Source organism: Bradyrhizobium commune (assembly GCF_015624505.1).
Classification (GTDB): Bacteria; Pseudomonadota; Alphaproteobacteria; order Rhizobiales; family Xanthobacteraceae; genus Bradyrhizobium; species Bradyrhizobium commune.
This window is the reverse complement of the sequence record NZ_CP061379.1, coordinates 7381812-7397383: the sequence shown is the minus strand read 5'-3', so window position 1 is coordinate 7397383 and position 15572 is coordinate 7381812. Positions and strand designations below refer to the sequence as shown.

The 15572-nt window shown below is 64.0% G+C and carries 17 protein-coding genes; 7 read left to right on the top strand and 10 right to left on the bottom strand.

Translation table 11 applies throughout. The features are described 5' to 3' along the window. Positions 1-79: 79 nt before the first annotated feature. From IC761_RS34755 to IC761_RS34710, 10 genes are all read right to left on the bottom strand, one after another. Positions 80-1951 (bottom strand): bifunctional sugar phosphate isomerase/epimerase/4-hydroxyphenylpyruvate dioxygenase family protein, encoded by a 1872-nt coding sequence (locus IC761_RS34755; RefSeq protein WP_195801106.1) that lies wholly within the window; start codon positions 1949-1951, stop codon positions 80-82. Further along, entirely contained in the window at positions 1948-3006 is a 1059-nt protein-coding gene (locus tag IC761_RS34750; RefSeq protein ID WP_195801105.1) for a Gfo/Idh/MocA family protein, read from the bottom strand. Before IC761_RS34750 ends, IC761_RS34755 begins: the two co-directional genes overlap by 4 nt. After that, the gene (locus IC761_RS34745; RefSeq protein WP_195801104.1) at positions 3003-3740 is read right to left on the bottom strand and encodes an ABC transporter ATP-binding protein; all 738 of its coding nucleotides are present in this window, start codon (positions 3738-3740) and stop codon (positions 3003-3005) included. Before IC761_RS34745 ends, IC761_RS34750 begins: the two co-directional genes overlap by 4 nt. A gap of 3 nt (positions 3741-3743) precedes the next feature. Beyond that, the gene (locus tag IC761_RS34740) at positions 3744-4484 is read right to left on the bottom strand and encodes an ABC transporter ATP-binding protein (protein WP_195801103.1); all 741 of its coding nucleotides are present in this window, start codon (positions 4482-4484) and stop codon (positions 3744-3746) included. Continuing rightward, positions 4481-5479 carry a branched-chain amino acid ABC transporter permease gene (locus IC761_RS34735; protein ID WP_195801102.1) on the bottom strand — a complete coding sequence of 333 codons (999 nt, stop codon included), beginning with the start codon at positions 5477-5479 and terminating at the stop codon, positions 4481-4483. The genes IC761_RS34740 and IC761_RS34735 overlap by 4 nt, the downstream gene beginning before the upstream one ends. Then, on the bottom strand, positions 5476-6351 hold the full coding sequence (locus IC761_RS34730) for a branched-chain amino acid ABC transporter permease (protein WP_195801101.1): 876 nt from the start codon (positions 6349-6351) through the stop codon (positions 5476-5478). Before IC761_RS34730 ends, IC761_RS34735 begins: the two co-directional genes overlap by 4 nt. Positions 6352-6439: 88 nt before the next feature. Next, entirely contained in the window at positions 6440-7570 is a 1131-nt protein-coding gene (locus IC761_RS34725; RefSeq protein ID WP_195801100.1) for an ABC transporter substrate-binding protein, read from the bottom strand. A gap of 55 nt (positions 7571-7625) precedes the next feature. Continuing rightward, positions 7626-8504, bottom strand: coding sequence for a shikimate dehydrogenase (locus IC761_RS34720; RefSeq protein WP_195801099.1), 879 nt, complete (start codon positions 8502-8504; stop codon positions 7626-7628). A 144-nt stretch (positions 8505-8648) separates the two neighbouring features. Next, positions 8649-9587, bottom strand: a complete 939-nt coding sequence (locus tag IC761_RS34715; protein ID WP_195801098.1) for a LysR family transcriptional regulator — start codon at positions 9585-9587, stop codon at positions 8649-8651. Between the two features lie 174 nt (positions 9588-9761). Continuing rightward, positions 9762-9938, bottom strand: a complete 177-nt coding sequence (locus IC761_RS34710) for a hypothetical protein (RefSeq protein WP_128954487.1) — start codon at positions 9936-9938, stop codon at positions 9762-9764. A gap of 167 nt (positions 9939-10105) precedes the next feature. Between IC761_RS34710 and IC761_RS34705 the strand changes: the two genes are divergently transcribed. The 7 genes from IC761_RS34705 (at position 10106) to IC761_RS34675 (ending at position 15540) form a co-directional block, all read left to right on the top strand. After that, a complete protein-coding gene (locus IC761_RS34705; protein ID WP_195801097.1) occupies positions 10106-10834 on the top strand; it encodes a LuxR family transcriptional regulator in 729 nt (242 codons plus the stop codon). Positions 10835-10919: 85 nt separating this feature from the next. Further along, positions 10920-11579: an acyl-homoserine-lactone synthase gene (locus tag IC761_RS34700; protein WP_195801096.1), complete on the top strand. Its 660-nt coding sequence runs from the start codon at positions 10920-10922 to the stop codon at positions 11577-11579. A 1-nt stretch (position 11580) separates the two neighbouring features. Beyond that, positions 11581-11799, top strand: a complete 219-nt coding sequence (locus IC761_RS34695) for a hypothetical protein (RefSeq protein ID WP_195801095.1) — start codon at positions 11581-11583, stop codon at positions 11797-11799. Positions 11800-12215: 416 nt separating this feature from the next. After that, on the top strand, positions 12216-13133 hold the full coding sequence (locus IC761_RS34690) for a branched-chain amino acid ABC transporter permease (protein ID WP_195801094.1): 918 nt from the start codon (positions 12216-12218) through the stop codon (positions 13131-13133). Further along, complete coding sequence (locus IC761_RS34685) at positions 13130-14074, top strand: branched-chain amino acid ABC transporter permease (RefSeq protein ID WP_195801093.1); 945 nt, start codon at positions 13130-13132, stop codon at positions 14072-14074. Before IC761_RS34690 ends, IC761_RS34685 begins: the two co-directional genes overlap by 4 nt. Further along, positions 14067-14834, top strand: coding sequence for an ABC transporter ATP-binding protein (locus IC761_RS34680; RefSeq protein ID WP_195801092.1), 768 nt, complete (start codon positions 14067-14069; stop codon positions 14832-14834). The genes IC761_RS34685 and IC761_RS34680 overlap by 8 nt, the downstream gene beginning before the upstream one ends. Further along, positions 14827-15540: an ABC transporter ATP-binding protein gene (locus tag IC761_RS34675; RefSeq protein WP_195801091.1), complete on the top strand. Its 714-nt coding sequence runs from the start codon at positions 14827-14829 to the stop codon at positions 15538-15540. Before IC761_RS34680 ends, IC761_RS34675 begins: the two co-directional genes overlap by 8 nt. Positions 15541-15572 lie beyond the last annotated feature (32 nt).

The following is a 15572-nucleotide window of genomic DNA, read 5'->3' as shown; positions in this document are numbered from 1 at the left end:
AGCAATCCAGAATCCCTCAGCGGGAAGACTCTGGATTGTTTCGTCGCTTCGCTCCTCGCAATGACGTTGTGGATCGAGCCTACATCCGCGGCATGCTTGCAGGCCGCACCTCGCGGGCCTGTGCCGCGAGCCTGATGCCGGCATTGGCCGCGCCAAAGCCCTGATAGCTCCGCCGCTCGACGATCTCGAAGAAGAAGCGCTCGTCGAAAATGTGGGTGTAGACCTGGAAGAACTCGCCGTCGCCCTCGCGGTCGTAGAGGATGTGGTTGGCGCGCAGTTTTGCCATGATATCGGGTGCAAGGTCGTATTTGGCTTCGATGTCGTCGTAATAATTATCGGGAATATCCAGGAAGTCCGCGCCGCGGGCGCGCATCGCAGCGACGGTGGCAAAGATGTCGTTGCACGAGAATGCGATGTGCTGCACGCCTGAGCCGAAGAATTCCGAAATGAAGCGCGCCGGCAGCGTGCGATTGGCGGAGGAGCCGTTGAGCACGAAGCGCAGGCTCCGGTCGCCGTTGATGACGGCCTGGCTCTGCACCAGGCCTCTGGGATCGGCGATCTCCATCTGCGGCAGCCGCGTCAGGTCGAGGATGCCGGTGTAGAACAGCAGCCAGGACAGCATCTCGTCATAGGGCATCGACTGCGCGATGTGATCGACGGCGAGCAGTGCGTCCGCGCTCGCATCGCTTTTAACGGCTTCGAAATCCGTATCCCAGTTCTTGCCGGCCTGGTCGAGGAAATACAGAAGACTGCCGCCGACGCCGTGGATCGCCGGGATCTCCAGCTCCCCGGGCCCGACCGGTTGATAGAAGGTACGTGCCTTCAGCGTCTCGGCGCGCTGCATCGCGAGGCCCGCATTGTCGACGTCGAGCGCAATGGCGCAGACGCCGGGGCCGTGTGTGACGTAATGCGAATGTGCAAAACCGTCGGTCTCCGAGTTGATCACGAGCTCGACCTTACCCTGCGACCAACGCTCCACCGCCTTGCTGCGATGCTTGCCGGTCTTGCGGAAGCCGAGCTGTGAGAACAGATGCGCGAGCTCGCCGGCCTTGGTCTCGTTGACGGCAAACTCGATAAAGCCGGTGCCGCTGCTCCTGGCCTTCGGCGCCAAAGGCTCGCCGACGAGTTTCGGCCAGTCCGGGGCGAGCTGGTCCTGCAACAGGATCAGCGAGCGCAGGCCGTCGACCGCGGTTTGCGCCGCCGAGCCGGCACGGAACTGGTCGTTGAAGATTTCCAGCGACCACGGACCGGAATAGCCGGTCGCCGCGATCGCCTGCATGAATTCGCGGACCGGCAGATCGCCCTGCCCGGGGAAGGAGCGGAAGTGCCGGCTCCGCGACAGGATGTCGAGCTCGAGCTTTGGCGCATCTGCAAGCTGCACCAGAAAGATCTTGTCGCCGGGGATCGAGGCCATCGCCCGGACCGGGAAGCCCGGGGCGAGTGCATGAAAGCTGTCGAGGATGACGCCGATCGCCGGGTGGTCGGCGCGCCGCACGATCTCCCAGGCGTCGCGGTAGTCGTTGACATGGCGTCCCCAGGCCAGCGCCTCGTACCCGACACGCAAGCCCCGCTTGCCCGCACGATCGCCGAGCTCGCGAAAATCATCCGCAGCGCGGTCGATGCCGCCGAGTGAGCTGGGCGAGACATTGGAGCAGATCAGCAGCAGATCGGTGCCGAGCTCCTGCATCAGATCGAACTTGCGCTCGGCGCGGGCGAAGTTGCGCGACCGCTGCGGCTCCGGCATGCCCTCGAAATCGCGGAACGGCTGGAACGCGCAGATCTCGAGGTTGAGGTCCTTGCAGAGTTTCGCGATGTCGCGCGGCCCCGCGCCGAACGACAGCAGATCGTTCTCGAAAATCTCGACCGCCTCGAAGCCGGCGGATGCGATGGCGCGAAGCTTTTCGTCCAGCGCCCCCGAGAGAGAAACGGTCGCGATCGAGCGCTTGTTCATGCTGCCTGCTCCAGGATTCGGCCCGGTGAGATTTTTTGGCCCGTGCGCGCGGCCTCGCTGACGGCTTCGACGACGGCGAGCGTTCCCATCGCGTCTTCGGCTGAAATCAGCGGTTGTTCGCGGCCCGCGATCACCGCGCAGAAATGCCGGAGCTGCTCGGCCAGCGGATCGAACGCCGCCGGTGCGATGGTCTCGCGCGACAGCGGCGCGTACCAGCCGGGCTGCTGCGCGTAGGACCACAGCTCCATGTTCGGCACGGAGAGCGATCCCTTGGTGCCGGAGAAGATGTAGCAGGGCTGATCCTGCTTCGGGTACGCCGCGTTCTCGCCCGCCGCCAGTTCCCAGCTCCACGGCGCCGGTGTTGCATCCGACACGGTCACGGTTCCCAGCGCGCCACTCGTAAAGCGCAACAGTAGCGCCGCGGTGTCTTCGACGGCAAAGCCGCGAACCTTGTTCGAGGTCAGCGCCTGCACTTCAGCAATCTCACCGCAGATGAAGCGGAGGTTGTCGATATCGTGGATGAGATTGATCAGCAGCGGGCCCCCGCCCCGCTCACGCCGCCACGCCACCTCGAAATAATCATCGGGCTTCTTCAACAGCCACAGTCCGACTACGGCGGTAAGTTGGCCAAGCCTGCCGGTCGTCACCGCCTCGCGCGCGGCCTTGATGATGGGATTATGCCGGCGGTGATGACCGACCAGCATCGGCACGCCGGTCCGCCTGATCGCGGCGCACAGGCGTTGCGCAGCCGCGACAGTGTCGGTCACGGGCTTCTCGATCAGTGCGGGCGCTCCGGCATCTGCACAGTCGAGCGCCATCTGAAAATGCAGCGTGTTGGGGGAGGCGATGATCAGGCCGTCGGGCTTCTCCTGCTGCAGCAGCGCGCGGTGATCCGCATGCCAGGGCGCGCTGCGTGTCTGCGCATAGTCCTTTGCAGACGGCGAGGGGTCGGCGATGCCCGCCAGCTCGCAATCCGGCGATGCCGCGATCAATTCGATGTGGCGGCGACCGATCAGGCCGGCGCCGGCAACGGCGATGCGCATTTTCGCGCTCATGCCGCGCTCTCCTCCATGGCACCACCGAGGAAGAGCTGGCCGATGCGCGGGTCGTTTAAAATGCGTTCCGCCTTGTCGACGATGCGGGTCTGGCCAAGCTCGAGCACGATGCCGAAATCCGAGATCTCCAGCGCCGAGCGCGCGTTCTGCTCGATCATCAGGATGGTGACGCCGCGGTCGCGTAGGCTCTTCAGGATATCGAAGGTCTGCTGCACCATCAGTGGCGACAGGCCGATCGAGGGCTCGTCGATCAGCACGAGCTTTGGCTCGAGCAGCAGCGAGCGGGCGATTTCGAGCTGCTTCTGCTCGCCGCCCGAGAGCGTGGAGGCCTGCTGCGTCGATTTGCGCCGCAGCGCCGGAAACAGATCGAGCGCAGCTTCGATCCGCTTGGGCAGGTCGATGCCTTTCCCGGCCGAGACACCGCCAAGCTCGATGTTGCTGCGGACCGAGAGCTCGGGAAAGATGTTGCGGCCCTGTGGCACGTAGCAGATGCCGGCGTTGAGCAGCGCGCGCTGGCTCAAACTGGTGACGTCTCTGCCCGCAAAGTTGATCTTGCCGTCGCGCAGCTTCAACAGGCCGAAGATCGCCTTGAACACGGTCGACTTGCCGGCGCCGTTGGGGCCGATAATGGTGGTGATGGTCGCCTCCGGCACAACGAAGGTCGTGCCGTTCAAGATCGTCATCTTGCCGTAGCCGCCGACGAGATTGTGAACCGAGAGGATCGGGTCGCTCATGGTCTAATGTCCCAGATAAGCTTCGATCACGGCGGGGTCCTTGCGGACCTCGTCGGGCCGACCCATCGCCAGCACCTTGCCTTCCGCCATCACCATCACGCGCGAGCACAGCGACATCACGAATTCCATATTGTGCTCGATCACGACGAAGGTGGCGTTCTTCTCGCGGTTGATCGCGACCAGCCGCTCCTTCAAATCCGTCAGCATCGACGGGTTGACGCCGCCGGCGGGCTCGTCGAGCAGCACCAGGCGCGGGCCGCCCATGAACGCCATGGCGGCATCGAGCAGCTTCTGTTGGCCGTAGGACAATCCGCCGGCCGGCTCGGCAGCGAGATGATCGAGCTTGAAGAAGCCGATCATCTGGTTGGCGGTATCCGTCAGTCCGGCGTCGGAGCGGCCGACCAGGCGCGAGGCCATGTTGCCCTGGTGCTCCTGTCCTGCGAGAATCAGGTTCTCGCGCACCGAGAGCTTTGGGAACACCTGCAAGAGCTGGAAGGTGCGGCTGACACCGAGCTTGTTGAGCTCGGCGGGGCGCAGGCCCGTGACCACCTTGCCGTCGAGCTTGACCTCGCCGCCGGTGGGCGTGAGTTGGCCGAGGATGCAATTGAACAGCGTGGACTTGCCGCAACCATTCGGGCCGATCAGGCCGAGGATCTCGCCTTCGCGGACGTCGAAGGACACGCCGTCGACCGCGGTGATGCCGCCGAAGCTTTTCTTGATGTTGGTGACTTCGAGCACGCTCATTGCGCGGTCTCCAATCGGGACTTTGCGACGGCGCGCAGCGCGGAAGCCGCCCTGGTGCGGCGCTCGGCGAGATAGCGGTCGAGGATTCCCAAAATGCCGGTCGGCGACCAGATCAAAAGCCCCATCACCGCGACCGCGTACAGCATCAAGTAGTAGCCCTCGGTGAAGCGCAGCCATTCCGGCAGCAGCACGGCGATCATGGCGCCGAGGAACGGCCCGAAATAAAAGCCGGCGCCACCGACGATCACCATCATCAGCAGGTCGAGCGAGAGCGACAAATTGAACGGCACCGGATCGATATATTGCGTCAGCGGCGCATAGAGGGCACCGGCGACGCCGCCCAGCGACGAGCCGATCGCGAACGCCATCAGCGTATAGCGGCGCGTGTCGATGCCAAGCGACTGTGCGCGCAGCGGGTTTTCGCGCAGCGCCATGAAGGCGCGGCCCCAGGGCGAGCGGATCAGCCACCACACCGCCAGCGACACGATTGCGAGCGAGCCGAGGCAGACATAGTAGAACGGCAGCGGCTTGTTGGTCGCGATCCCGAAAAAGTGGGGCCGCGGAATATTGGAGATGCCGTAGATGCCGCCGGTGAGCCAGCTCTCGTTGCGGAACACCAGGAAGGCCAAGGTCGAGAAGGCGAGCGTGACGAAGGCGAGGTAATGATGCTGGACGCGCAGCGCGGGATAGCCGAGCACCCAGCCGACCGCGAAGCTCAAGATAATAGCGACCACGATCGCGGCCGGCAGCGGCCAGCCATGGCTCGTCATGATCGCGGCCGCGTAGGCGCCGATGCCGACGAAGGCGCCCTGCGCCAGCGAAACCTGGCCGGCATAGCCGAGCGTGAGGTTGAGCCCCATCGCGGCAATCGTCATCACGGCCCACTGGCTCAGGATGAACAGGCCGTAGCGGTTGAAGTTCATGGGAATGGAGATCAGGCCGGCGATGACGATGAGGCCGAGCGCGATCTTCAGGGGTTTGGCAAAGCCGCTCATACCGTGCGCTCCTCGGCGCGACCAAGCAATCCTTGCGGCCGGAACAGGATCACGACGATCAGGAAGATCAATGGCACCGCGGCGCGATATTGCGTCGAGACATAGCTTGCCGCGAGATTGTCGAGGACGCCGATCAGCAGGCCGCCGGCGATCGCGCCACGCACCTGGTTGAAGCCGCCGACGATCGCGGCGATGAAAGCCGCCTGGCCCAGCACTTCGCCGCTCGAGAATTTGGCGAGATAGATCGGCGTGATCAGCAGCGAGGCCAGCGCGACCAGGAAGGCGTTGATCAGAAAGGTCAAGAGGATCATGCGCTCGACCGGCACGCCGATGATGCGCGCGACGGTCGGATTCTGAGCTGCTGCCTGCATCTGATGGCCGAGCGAGGTGCGGTTGAGCAGCGTGGTCAGGCCGAGCACGGCGAAAATGGCGACGACGAGGACGCCGATGCTTTGCAGCGACACGGCGTGGCCGAGGATCGAGACATCACCCGTCGGCACGATCGACGGAAAGGGCGAGGCCTCCGCGCTGAAGAACTGTTTCACGGCTTCCTTGATGCCGATCGCCAGCGCCATCGTTGCAATCGCCAGAGGCAGCACGCCATGACGCATCATCGGATCGACCAGCAGCATCTTGAAGGCGAGGCCGAGCAGGATCATCGACAGCAGAATCCCGAGGATGATCGCGAGCCAGAACGGCGCGCCGGCGTGCATCGCAGCCAGCATCAGGAACGCCGGCAGCATCACGAACTCGCCTTGCGCGAAATTGATGGTCTGCGAGGTCTGCCACAGCAGCGTGAAGCCGACCGCGACCAGCGCATAGATCGCGCCGGTGGCCAGTCCCGCAACCAGAAGATCGAACAGATTGGACATTTTCCCCTCTTTCTTCTCCCCCTCACCCGGAATTTGCTCTCGCATATTCCGGCCTCTCCCCGCGCGCGCGGAGAGGCGAAGCAAACTCTCACTTCACCTTGGGCAGCACCTGCTTCACCGCCTGCTTGCCTTCGACCACCTCGACCAGGAAGCTCTGGCGGTCGATGTCGCCGGTGTCGCTGAAGGTCACGTCCATCAGGATGCCCGGCTCGTCGGCAGCCTTGATGGTCAGGCCGTGCAGCGTGTCGGCGAAGGCTTTGGAATCGACCTTGCCCATCTTTTCGGTGGTCGCCTTCACCATGTAGACGGCGAGATAGCCCTTCAACCCGTTATGGTCGGGCACGTAATTGTACTTCTTCGCAAACTTCTCGCGGAACGCCTTGATCAGGTCGACCGGCGCATCGGTGGTGAGGCCGACATGGCCGCGCGCGCCGTTGGCGGCATCACCTGCGAGCTCGATCACCTTCTGTCCGATCAGCGTGGTCTCGCCCATCAACGGCGCGGTGACGCCCTGGCGCTTCAGCTCTTTCAGGATGCGCGCGCTCTCTTCTTCGTTGAGATAGACGAACACGGCGTCGGGATTGGCGGTCTTGATCTTGCTGACGTCGGCGGCGAAATCCGCCTGGCCCGCCTCAGTGGAGAGATCGGCGACAACCTTGGAGCCGAGCCGGTCGAGCTCCTTGACCACCACGTCGCGACCGCCGCGGCCAAAGTCGTTGTTGACCCAGACCACTGCGACCGACTTCGCCTTCATCTCGTCGTGGATGTATTTTGCCACCTTCGGCATCGAGGATTGCTGGCCGAACGAGGTGCGGAACAGAAACTTGTTGCCGGCCTGCGTCAATTCGGCGGCTTCGCCGCCCATGATCTGCGCGATGCCGGCTTCGGCTGCGAGCGGGGCGGTGACCTTGACCGAGCCGGAATAGCCCGGGCCGAGCAGCACGTAGGGCTCGGCGTCGAGCGCCTTCTGCACCTGCGCGCGGGCGACGCCGGGATTGGATTGCGAGTCGGCGTGGGTGACCTCCAGCTTGCGGCCGAGCACGCCGCCCTTGGCGTTGATCTCCTCGATCGCGAGGTCGATGCCATTCTTCCAGTTGGTGCCGACGGTGGCGCCGCCGCCGGACAGCTCGGCGACGTCGGCGAGCTTGATCGCCTGCGCCTGGGCGCTGGCTGTAGCGGCGAAGGCAAGCAGGGCGCCTGCCAGTAAGGTCGATCTCATGTCTCTCCTCCCGTTTCCTTTGATATTCCCCGCGACCTTGTGCCGGCCGCTTCGGTTACGCTGACTGATAGGCTGCGCTTCGTGCCGCCATCACTTCGTCGAATGCCTCTCCCATGACCTCGGTCGACGGGGCAAGGCCTGTGAACAGTTCGAAGGCGTCGGCGGCCTGGTAGATCGCAAGCTCGCGCCCGGTCATGATCCGCGCGCCCTTGGCTTGCGCTGCCGCCAGGAGCGGTGTGATCAGCGGCGAATAGACGGCGTCGGCGACCCACAGGTTCTCGCGCAGCAGCGTGGCTGGGACCGGGGTGTCCCGGTTCGGCAGCATGCCGACCGGCGTGCCGTTGACGAGACCGGTTGCGCCGTCGAGCGCGTCCTTGACGCTCGTGGCCACCCGCGCACCTCCATGCTTGACCAGCAGCGCGGCAAGCTTTTCGGCCCGCGCCGGCTCGCTATCGAAGACGCGGAGGTCGGCGACCTCTAGGCTTGCGAGCGCAAAGGCGATCGCCTTGCCGACGCCGCCGGTGCCGATCACGGCCACCGCATTTCCGGAAGCCGCCAGCAGCGGCGTGACGGCGTGTGCGAACCCGGTCGTGTCGGTGTTGTGGCCGATCAGCCGGCCGCCCTTGACGACGACGGTGTTGACCGCGCCCATGGCGGCGGCACCCGGCGCCAGCCCGTCGAGCAGTGGGACGACCGCTTCCTTGTAGGGAAATGTGACGTTGACGCCGGCAAAGCCGAGCCGCCGCACGCCTTCGAGCATCATGCTGAGCCCGGTCGCGTCGGCTCCTGCGACCTCGATGAGCTGGTAGTGGCCGCGCAAGCCGAGCGCCTGGGCGGCGCGTTCATGCATGGCGGGAGAGGCGGAATGGGCGATCGGCGCGCCGATCAGGCCGGTCAGGAGCTTTTTGGAAGCGGCAGGTCCGCGCTTTGACATGATCCACTATCGCCTGGTGAGGTGCGCTGATTTCCGGCCATTAGCCGTGAAATCTGCGCAATTCCAAGGGGGCTTCGGTGGGGGACGATAGTCTTTCCCCCGCCTAACACAATTACCCATTTATTTGGCAAACCTAACATAATGTTATTTTCGGCGTCCGCGCCCTGCGGGAGCCTTGCCGTTGCCCCGGGACGGCTCGACTGCTCGCATCTCGGCGCGCAGGGATTCGATGAAATGCTCGACATGGAGCGACAGCGGCGCGCCGCGCTTGACCGCGATGTAGGTGTCGAACCGGGTCGGCTCGGTGATCTTCAACAGCTCGATGCCGGGATAGCCGCCATGGGCCACGGTGAACTGATCGATGATGGCGATGCCGAGCCCCGCCTTCACCAGCGCGCAGACCGTGGTGCCGAAGCGGGCGCGGATGGTGATGTTGTAGGCGAGCCGGTGTCGCGCAAAGATCTCGGCCATGATCCGGCCGTAGGGATCGTTCGGATCGATGCCGATCAGCGGATAGCGGGTGATCTCGGCGGCCGAGACCTGCTTGCGGCCGGCAAGCTCGTGGCCGGGCGGCACGATGCAATAGAGCTCGCCCGAGGCGAGCGGCATGAACTCCAGCCCGGAATGCTCCAGCCGGTAGCTCATCGCCACGCATTCGCCGCGGCCGAGCAAGAGATAGTCGATGGCTTCCTCGAGCTTGAGGATGTTGATGTCGATGCCGAGGTCGGGATAGCGGCGCCGGACCCGCTCGATCGCGCGCGGCACCATCACCTGCGAGATACTCGGCACCGAGCCGATGCGCAGCTCCGACAAGCCGCCTCGGCCGATCTTGGAGATGATCTCGGAGAGGTCGTCGACTTTCTTGTAGACGCCGTTGATCTGCTCAAAGATGTTCTCGGCTTCGGGCGTCGGGAAATAGCGTCCGTTCTGGCGCTGGAAGAAGCGGATGCCGAGCGAGCGCTCGGTGTATTTGACCAGACGGCTGATGCCCGGCGCCGACACGTTCAAAAGCTTCGCCGCGCCGCCAATGGTGCCCGTCACCATTACGGCACGGATCACTTCAACCTGGCGCAGCGTCATCATGTCCTTGGTATCCAAAAGACGATCGAAGCTGCGATCATCTCACGTCGGATGCAAGGTCATCCAGCGGCAAATGCCTGTTGGTGTGTGCGGTTGGAGTATTTCGACTAAAATCAGCCCGTTCGAATGACAGGGCATCGACGCGTGTCGCGCCGCGTTTGCTGCACCTGCGTAGCCCTAGCTCGCCGGTCCCTCGGGCGACACGCTGCCGGGCCGCTCCGCGCGCTCGCTTTGCAGCACGTCGCGCGCGAACTCGATGATCTTCTGCTTGTTTGCCGTATCGCGGACGGCAAAAAACACGCGGTTCAATTCCAGGCCGAGCACGCTGTTGAGGGCGATGTTCTCGTCTTCCATCGTGGCTTTCCCGCTCTAGACGTCTTAGGTGTATCTTGACGTCACTTCCTCCACAAGTAGATTAAATCTTCAGAGCCAATGGCTCACCGGAAAACTACGGAAGCGGTGAATTGAGGCGGCCCCCAAAGACGTGCTATACCGAACGGCGAGGGTCGGGGAACGCACCGATGTCCGCCGTGGATTATGGCCGGGAAGCGCTGGACTTCATCGAAGGGCTCGGAACCTATGGAAAGGTTCCGGACGCCATGGATGCGCTTGCGGTCGCGTTCGGCCGGTACGGCTTCGAGCACATCATCGTCACCGGCTTGCCGAATCCCGAACAGCGCTTTTCCCAGATGGTGCTGGCCAAGAAGTGGCCGGCCGAATGGTTCAGCATCTATACCGAGAAGAGCTACGACCGCGTCGATCCCGTGATCCGCAAATGCCGGCACACCGTGAATCCGTTCGAATGGTCGGAAGCTCCTTACGATGCGGAAGCTGAGCCCGGCGCAGTGGAGGTGATGCGGCGCGCCGCCGATTTCCGCATGTCGCATGGCTTCGTCGTGCCGATCCACGGGTTGACCGGCTACGAGGCCGGTGTCTCGCTCGGTGGCGTCCATCTCGATCTCAATGCCCGCAGCAAGCCGGCACTGCACCTGATCGCGATGTACGGCTTCGATCACATCCGTCGTCTGCTCGCGCCGCCGCCGCATCCGTCGGCGCGCCTCACCCCACGGGAGCGCGAGGTGATCGCCTGGGCGTCGCAGGGCAAGTCCGCCTGGGAGATCGGCGAGATTCTCAACATCACGCAACGCACCGCGGAAGAGCATCTTGCAACTGCCGCGCGCAAGCTTGGTGCCGTCAACCGGACGCATGCGGTCGCGATCGCGATCCGCCAGAGAATCATCACTCCCTGAAATCGTCGCCTACTGGGAAATTTCCCAATAGTCGATTACGCCTTTTTCCCCGACGCTTCCCCCATTTCAAGCCATGGGGGAGTTCATGATTCATGTCATTTCTGCCGAGAACCGGCACCGCTACGAGGACGTCATCGAGCAACATTTCCGGCTGCGTCACGAGATTTTCGTCGAAGAGCGCAAATGGGAGGCGCTGCGCAAGCCCGACGGCCGCGAGGTCGACGCCTACGACAATGAGGACACGATCTATCTGCTGGCTCTCGACAACCGCCGTGTGCTCGGCGGCTATCGCCTTTATCCAACCACCAAGCCGACCATGATGAGCGAGGTGTTCCCCCATCTCGCCGCAGTGCGGGGCTGCCCGTCGGATCCGCTGGTCTGGGAATGGTCGCGCTTCTTCGTGTCGCGCGAGCGACGCGACGGCGCGCTCAACCTGCAACTGATGGCGGCGATGCAGGAGTTCTGCCTCGATCAGGGGATCGAGCGTCTCTGCCTGGTCATGGAGACATGGTGGTTGCCGCGATTCCACGACATCGGCTTCGTCGTCACGCCGCTGGGATTGCCGGCGCTGGTCGAGGGCTCCTGGACCATGGCCGCAACCATCGAGGTCCGTCAGGACTCGCTCGATACCGTGTGCGATCGCATTGGGATGAAGAACGTCGTCCAACAGGACGGTCCACGTCTCGACTGCATCGCCCGTGCCAACCTCTGCGGCCGCACTGCCGCGCAACGAAAGAGCGCCTGAGATGTCGAACATGATGCGGGATAGCCAAATCATGGCGCAGAGCAAGGACGAGAACCTCGGCTATATGTCCGACATGGCGCTCGAGCTTGCGCAGATGGCGGAAGACACCGGGTTGGCGACGCTGGCCTATTTGTTCCGGATGGCCGCGCTGGAGGCCTCGACGGCCAACAGCGAGCTCGCCGAGCCGGATAATCTTTCCCACCAGATCACGTCGCACTAGAAACATCCCTGTTTCGTGTGGACAAGATTGCACCCTCTCCCCGGGCAACGGGGGGAGGGCGATGGCATATGAATCGACAGACTAGGCCATGAGGCCTCCACGGCGTCGTGGCCGGGCTTGTCCCGGCCATCCACGTTAAGCCACGTGGCATGAAGAACGTGGATGCCCGGGACAAGCCCGGGCATCACGTCCTGCGGCAGGTTGACCCACAAGCTGCGGCAGCCTTCTTGCACGGTACGCTCGACCTCATGCGCCAGGATGCAACAAAGTGCATGTTTGGCGTGGAATCGCTCTTGCCTCGGAACGATACTGCCATTACCCATTTTTCGGCCTTGAAGAGGCAGGGGGAGCTCTTTCACTGATGGCGACTGTGTTCGAACATCGGCGCGCGTCCGCGTGCGCCTGAGAGAGTTTTGATGCTGCTCGTCGTCGAACAGTTCTTGAACGGATTGCAGTTCGGTCTGCTGCTATTCCTGCTCGCCGCCGGCCTGACGCTGGTGTTCGGGATCATGGATCTCGTCAACCTCGCGCACGGCTCGCTCTACATGATGGGCGCCTATTTCGCCGCGACCTTCGCGGCCTGGACCGGCAGCTTCCTGCTCGGCGCGCTGCTGGCGCTCGGCGCCACGCTGCTCCTCGGCATCGTGCTGGAGATGAGTGCGCTGAGGCATCTCTACGGGCGCGACCATCTCGACCATGTGCTCGCGACCTTCGGCCTGATCCTGTTCTTCAATGAAGCCGTGCGGCTGATCTGGGGCCCCGCGGGTCTCGCGCTGCCGCTGCCGGCCTGGCTCACCGTGCCGGTGCCGATCCTGCCCGGCATTCACTATCCTGCTTACCGCCTCGCCATCATCGTCGTCGCGCTGCTGGTGGCACTGCTGCTCTATCTCGGCGTGATGCGCACCCGTATCGGCATGCTGATCCGCGCCGGCGCCTCCAACCGCGAGATGATCGGCGCGCTCGGCATCAACATCAAGCTGCTCTACACGCTGGTGTTCGGCCTCGGCGCCGCGCTCGCCGGATTGGCCGGTCTGATGCAGGCGCCGATCCTCACCGTGCAGATCGGCATGGGCGAGAACATTCTGATCCTCGCCTTCGTCATCATCGTGATCGGCGGGATCGGCTCGATCCGCGGCGCGTTCCTGGCCGCGATCTTCGTCGGCATGATCGACACGCTCGGCCGCGCCTTCCTGCCCAATCTGTTGCGGCAGGTGCTGAGCGGCGCCGCTGCCTCCACCGCCGCGCCCGCGCTGTCGTCCATGCTGATCTATCTGTTGATGGCGATCGTGCTGGTGGTGCGGCCGGAGGGGCTGTTTCCGGCCAACCGTCGATGAAGGCTTTCACGGTGAGCAAGGCCGTCACGGCCCTGATGCTGGCGGGCCTCGTGCTGCTGCCGCTCTATTCGCAGCTTAGCGGCAACATCTTCATCCTGACGCTGTTTACCCGCATCGTCATCCTGGCGCTGGCGGCCGCCAGCCTCAACCTCATCATGGGCTATGGCGGCATGATGAGCTTTGGCCACGCCGCCTATCTTGGTATCGGCGGCTACGCCGTCGGCATGCTGGCACAGGAAGGCGTTGGAAGCGGCTTCATCCAGTTTCCGGTCGCGCTTGCAGCATCCGCGACCTACGCGCTCGTGATCGGCGCGCTCAGCTTGCGCACCCGCGGCGTCTATTTCATCATGATCACGCTTGCGTTCGCGCAGATGGCCTATTACGTCGCCTCGGGCCTCGCGCGTTACGGCGGCGACGACGGCTTGACCGTCTACAAGCGCAGCGACTTTTCCGGACTGATCAACCTGTCGAACCGCACGCAGTTCTACTATCTCTGCCTCGCCTGTCTGCTCGGCGTGATCTTCCTGATCTGGCGCATCGTCAACTCGCGCTTCGGCCTTGTCGTGCAGGGCCTGCGCTCCAACGAGCAGCGCATGCAGGCGATCGGCTTTCCGGCAAAACGCTACCAGCTGGTCTGCTTCGTCATCTCTGGCACCATGTGCGGCCTTGCCGGCGCGCTGCTCGCCAACAACACGGATTTCGTCAGCCCGGCCGTGATGTACTGGACACGCTCCGGCGACCTCATGGTGATGGTGATCCTGGGAGGCATGGGTACGCTGTTCGGCCCGGTGATGGGCGCGGTGGTCTATCTTTTGCTGGAAGAATTCCTGTCGCAGATCACGGAATATTGGGCGCTGATCATGGGGCCGCTCTTGCTGCTGATCGTGCTGTTCGGTCGCGGCGGCATCATGGGCCTGTTGGGGAGGGTTGGCCGTGGCTGAACCGCTGCTCCGCGTCGAAAAGCTGGTTCGCCGCTTCGGCGGCATTACCGCGACGGACAACGTCTCGCTGGATGTGTCGGCCGGCGAGCTGCACGCCATCATCGGCCCGAACGGCGCCGGCAAGACCACGCTGATCAGCCAGCTCACCGGGCATCTCGAACCGCATGCCGGCAGCGTCTCGCTCGGTGGCCGCGACATCACGTACCTTCCGGCCTATCGCCGCTGCGCGCTGGGCCTGGCGCGTTCGTTCCAGATCACCTCGCTGTTGCTCGACTTCACCGCGGCCGACAATGTCGCCCTGGCGGCGCAGGCGCATGCGGGCCACTCGTTCCGCTTCTTCGCCAACGCACGCAAGGAAAAGAGCCTGCGCGACGCTGCGCACGCCGCGCTCGATCGCGTCGGCCTCGGCCATCGTGCCGAAATCGTGGTGTCCAGGCTCAGCCATGGCGAGCGGCGCGAGCTCGAGCTGGCGGTCGCGCTCGCAAGCAAGCCGAAGCTTTTGCTGCTCGACGAGCCGATGGCCGGCCTCGGCGTCACCGAATCCCAGCGCATGGTGAAACTGCTCCAGGAGCTGCGCAAGGAGGTCTCGATCGTGCTGGTCGAGCACGACATGCCGGCAGTCTTCGCGCTCGCCGACCGCATCTCGGTGCTGGTCTATGGTCGCGTCATTGCCTCCGGTGATCCCTCGGCGATCCGCGCCAATGAAGACGTCAAGCGCGCTTATCTCGGCGAGGCGCATGTGGTGACGCACCATGGCTGACGCGCTGCTCGAGGTCGACGGCATCGAGACCTGCTATGGCCTTTCGCAGGTGCTGTTTGGCCTGTCGCTGTCGATCAAGCCCGGCGAGATGGTCTCGCTGATGGGCCGCAACGGCATGGGCAAGACCACCACGATCCGCTCCATCATGGGCCTGACGCCGGCACGCGCCGGAGCTATCCGCTTTGCGGGCGCCGAGGTCAGGCAGCTGCCGTCCTATCGCATCGCCAAGCTCGGCGTCGGCCTCGTCCCTGAGGGACGCCAGATCTTCCCGAACCTCACCGTGCGCGAGAATCTGGTCGCAGCCGCCGCCGATCGCTTCAGCAGCGCCAATCCCTGGACACTGGCCGCCATCTACATTCTCTTCCCGCGGCTTGCCGAGCGCGCCGCCAACATGGGCAACCAGCTCTCCGGCGGTGAGCAGCAGATGCTGGCCGTCGGCCGCGCGCTGATGACCAACCCAAAACTCCTGATCCTGGATGAAGCGACCGAGGGCCTCGCGCCGCTGATCCGCGACGAGATCTGGAACTGCTTGTCGCTTCTGAAGAGTCGGGGTCAGTCGATCCTGGTCGTCGACAAGAATGTCGACCACCTCGCCCGCATCTGCGACCGCCACTACATCATCGAGCGCGGCAAGACCGTGTGGAACGGCACGTCGGACCAGCTGATGGCCGAGCCGGATCTGCAGCACAAATATTTGGGGATTTAGCCCCCGCTCTTTCCCGTCACTGCTTCGCAAGA

What these genes read in the sequence shown, in the direction of transcription:
- IC761_RS34755 (WP_195801106.1), bottom strand. Translation starts at nt 1,951, where the DNA reads ATGAACAAGCGCTCGATCGCGACCGTTTCTCTCTCGGGGGCGCTGGAC.
- IC761_RS34750 (WP_195801105.1), bottom strand. Translation starts at nt 3,006, where the DNA reads ATGAGCGCGAAAATGCGCATCGCCGTTGCCGGCGCCGGCCTGATCGGT.
- IC761_RS34745 (WP_195801104.1), bottom strand. Translation starts at nt 3,740, where the DNA reads ATGAGCGACCCGATCCTCTCGGTTCACAATCTCGTCGGCGGCTACGGC.
- IC761_RS34740 (WP_195801103.1), bottom strand. Translation starts at nt 4,484, where the DNA reads ATGAGCGTGCTCGAAGTCACCAACATCAAGAAAAGCTTCGGCGGCATC.
- IC761_RS34735 (WP_195801102.1), bottom strand. Translation starts at nt 5,479, where the DNA reads ATGAGCGGCTTTGCCAAACCCCTGAAGATCGCGCTCGGCCTCATCGTC.
- IC761_RS34730 (WP_195801101.1), bottom strand. Translation starts at nt 6,351, where the DNA reads ATGTCCAATCTGTTCGATCTTCTGGTTGCGGGACTGGCCACCGGCGCG.
- IC761_RS34725 (WP_195801100.1), bottom strand. Translation starts at nt 7,570, where the DNA reads ATGAGATCGACCTTACTGGCAGGCGCCCTGCTTGCCTTCGCCGCTACA.
- IC761_RS34720 (WP_195801099.1), bottom strand. Translation starts at nt 8,504, where the DNA reads ATGTCAAAGCGCGGACCTGCCGCTTCCAAAAAGCTCCTGACCGGCCTG.
- IC761_RS34715 (WP_195801098.1), bottom strand. Translation starts at nt 9,587, where the DNA reads ATGATGACGCTGCGCCAGGTTGAAGTGATCCGTGCCGTAATGGTGACG.
- IC761_RS34710 (WP_128954487.1), bottom strand. Translation starts at nt 9,938, where the DNA reads ATGGAAGACGAGAACATCGCCCTCAACAGCGTGCTCGGCCTGGAATTG.
- IC761_RS34705 (WP_195801097.1), top strand. Translation starts at nt 10,106, where the DNA reads ATGTCCGCCGTGGATTATGGCCGGGAAGCGCTGGACTTCATCGAAGGG.
- IC761_RS34700 (WP_195801096.1), top strand. Translation starts at nt 10,920, where the DNA reads ATGATTCATGTCATTTCTGCCGAGAACCGGCACCGCTACGAGGACGTC.
- IC761_RS34695 (WP_195801095.1), top strand. Translation starts at nt 11,581, where the DNA reads ATGTCGAACATGATGCGGGATAGCCAAATCATGGCGCAGAGCAAGGAC.
- IC761_RS34690 (WP_195801094.1), top strand. Translation starts at nt 12,216, where the DNA reads ATGCTGCTCGTCGTCGAACAGTTCTTGAACGGATTGCAGTTCGGTCTG.
- IC761_RS34685 (WP_195801093.1), top strand. Translation starts at nt 13,130, where the DNA reads ATGAAGGCTTTCACGGTGAGCAAGGCCGTCACGGCCCTGATGCTGGCG.
- IC761_RS34675 (WP_195801091.1), top strand. Translation starts at nt 14,827, where the DNA reads ATGGCTGACGCGCTGCTCGAGGTCGACGGCATCGAGACCTGCTATGGC.